Genomic DNA, 3145 nt, shown 5'->3' with positions numbered 1-3145 from the left:
TCCCCGTCAACAACCGCGACCTCATCCCGCGAACGCGCCACCACCCGCCCGAACAACCCCGGCACCGTCGCATCAACAACACCGACCCCACCAACGTTCACACCCTCGACCAGACGCGACCGCTCACCCTCCAGGAGAATCCCGAGTTCGCCGATTCGCGCGTCGGGTGTCGCCGCCAACCGTTCGAGCACCAGCAGCAGCCGTGAGACCAGTTCCTCGGCGCTTTCCTTGTCGAACAGATCCGGCCGGTACGTGAGCCGAAAACGCTGGGGCATGGCAGTGAACGTGAGCGGATAGTGGGTCGCGTCCCGGCCGCCGACTCCGGCGAGGGTGAGCCCCTCGCCCACCGCCCGGGCGGTCGTTTCGTGCAGGTCCAGTAGGTCGATCGGGTAGTTCTGGAAGACGGTCAGCGTGTCAAAGAGTTCGCGCGCACCTGCGAGTCCCTGCACCTCCGATAGGGTCAGGTGCTCGTGCGGCAACAGCACTGCCTGTTGCTTCTGCATCCGGACGAGCAGGTCCAGCATCCGCTCGTCCTCCCGCCAGCGCGCACGGACCGGCAGGGTGTTGATGAACATCCCCACCGCTATGTCGATCCCGGGAAGCTCGGGCGGACGGCCCGCCGTCGTCCCCCCGAAGACGACGTCGCGGCGATCGGTGAGGCGGCCCAGCAGCAGCGCCCAGGCGCCTCGCATCACGGTGCTCATGGTCAGGCCGTGGATGCGAGCCTGCTCCTGGAGGCGTGTGGCGAGCGCGGTGGTCAGCTCGACCCTGATCTCGTCCGGGTCGACAGGCGTCCTGTCCCCCTTCGCGGGCGCCATGATGGTGGGCTCGCTGTCCCGCAGTGCCTCCCGCCAGGCGGTCCGTGCCGCGCCCAGGTCCTGCCGCCCGAGCCAGGCCAGGTATTCCGGGTAGGGGGTGGCGGGCGGGAGCGTGCTGTCATCACCGGAACGCCGATAGAGCTCGATGAGCTCGTTCGCGATGATCGAGGTCGACCAACCGTCGCAGAGGATGTGATGGACGGTCAGGACGACCTTCGACCGTTCCTCGTCCAGGCGGATCGCGGTCAGGCGCATCAGCGGCGGTTCGGCGAGCACGAACCGGTGGGACCACTCCTGGTTCATCACCTCGTCCAGCCGCCGCGCCCTCTCCGGCTCGGTCGTCCCATGGAGATCGACCTCCTGCCACGGCAGGTCGACCTCGCGCAGAACGAACTGGGCCGCCTCGCCCGACTTCAGCGTCCGAAAGCCCGCGCGTAGTGTCGCGTGCCTGCGCAGGAGCGCGCGGCCCGCCCGCTGGAGCGCGCCGATGTCCAGCCGCCCGCGCAGGTCGAAGATCACCTGACCGCGGTAGACGTCGGTGGCCTCGTGGTCGTACGCCGAGTGGAACAGCATGCCCTTCTGCATCGGCGCCAACGGCCAGACGTCGGCCAACCCGTGTCCGCTCATGCGCTACTGCCCCCACTCCATCTCGAGCTGGTCGATGTCGTCCTGCGTGAGAGTGATCAGGCCCAGGTCCGACGGCGTACGGCCCCCCGCATCCCCGCGTTCCGCGCACGCGACGAGCGCCTCCAGCGCGCGGAACCACGTCCGGCCGAGATGCCGCACGTCCTCCTCGGCGAGTCGGCCTGGATCCCAGGCCCAGTCGGCGACCAGGCGAGGGCCGGCGGGCGTGTCCTCGGTCATGGCGTCGACGTCGACGGTGTGGGTCAGAGTCACCGCCGCAGGTCGGTCCTCCCCCACCGGCGTCCACGGGATCGGTTCCCCGGCCGTCATGGCGAAGCGCCCCAGATAGTTGAAAAGGAGGAACGGCTCGTCGAGTTCGGCGAGCGCCGGAGCGGTCGTCTCGTTGAGGTGGCGGAGCAGGCCGTGACCGATCCCGTTGTTCGGGAGTGCCCGCAGGTGCTCCTTGACCTTCTTGACGGCGGCGGCCACGCCGTGCCCGCCCGACCAGACGTCCTCCCAGGCGACCTCGCCGAGATCCGGCCGCACCGGATGCGTGCTGGTGAACCAGCCCACGGTCCGTGACAGGTCGACGCCGTCCGCCAGACCCGCCTCACGTCCGTGCCGTTCGAGCGCCGCGAGCACGGCGGTGTCGCTCCTCCAGTCGGCGAGCGCGAGGGCCATTCCTGTCAGCAGCACCTCGGTCACGTCGGCATGAAACGCGGCCGGAACCGTCGTCAGCACTGCCGTCGTCGTCTCGACGGACAACATCATCCGCAAGGCGTCAGGCTCCGCCGCACGCTGCGGGCCGGGCTCCGAGGTGCGCGCCGACGCGGACGTCGCCAGCCAGATCGGCAGTTCCTCGACCGTGGACCGCGCGGTCGCCGCCTCTGTGAGAAGGCGGGCCCAGGTACGGAACGAGGTGGACACGGGAGGGAGGACGGGCACCTCGCCGGACGTGATCGCGTCCCAGGCCGTGGCGAGGTCCTCCTGGAGGATCCGCCACGAGACACCGTCGACCGCGAGGTGATGCGCGACGATCAGCAGCCGTCCGGGGGCTCGGGATCCGGCGTCGAACCAGTCCGCCTGAAGCATCACCCCGGATTCGGGATCCAGGTGCCGCACGGCCGCCTCGCGGTGCTCGGACAGGGCTCGTTCGTCACAGGTGGCGGCGTCGCTTCTGCGCAGCAGGTCCGCTGCGCGGACCTCACCGGGCGGACGTCCCCAGAGCGTGTCCCGATCCAGCCGCATCCGCAACGCACCATGGTGGTCCAGTACTGACTGCAGAGTGGCGGTCAGGTCGTCCATGCTCATCGCAGGCGGAGTCCAGACCGTCATCGCCTGGTGAATCGGGCCGGTCAGTCCGTCCCGTTCGGCGAGCTGTCGCATGATGGGCGTGAGGGGGATGTCGCCTTGGCCGTCGTCGTGGGTGACGTGCCGGTCGTTCACGGGTTCGGCGATGGCGGCGAGGGCTTGTGGTGTCTTGTGCTGGAAGACGTCCTTGGCGGTGATCGTCAGCCCGGCCTTGTGCGCGCGGGAGACGACCTGCAGGGAGATGATGCTGTCGCCGCCGAGTTCGAAGAATCCGTCGTCGATCGACACCTGGTCCAACCCGAGGACCTCGGCGAACAAACGGCAGAGGATCTCCTCCTGTGGTGTGCGCGGTGCTCGTCCCGAGGAAACGGAAGCAAAGTCGGGCGCCGGCA

At 69.2% G+C, this 3145-nt stretch carries 2 protein-coding genes; both read right to left on the bottom strand.

Annotated elements, in window-relative coordinates; translation table 11 throughout:
* The coding region (locus AB0L06_RS43465) for a condensation domain-containing protein (protein ID WP_500237631.1) at positions 1–1445 on the bottom strand (1445 nt) is incomplete at its 3' end.
* Positions 1446–1448: 3 nt separating this feature from the next.
* Complete coding sequence (locus tag AB0L06_RS43460; protein WP_500237630.1) at positions 1449–3071, bottom strand: condensation domain-containing protein; 1623 nt, start codon at positions 3069–3071, stop codon at positions 1449–1451.
* Positions 3072–3145 lie beyond the last annotated feature (74 nt).

The sequence above is a fragment of the Spirillospora sp. NPDC052269 genome (assembly GCF_040679435.1).
Classification (GTDB): Bacteria; Actinomycetota; Actinomycetes; order Streptosporangiales; family Streptosporangiaceae; genus Spirillospora.
The sequence above is the reverse complement of the archived record's forward strand: the minus strand, read 5'-3'. Positions and strand labels throughout refer to the sequence as shown.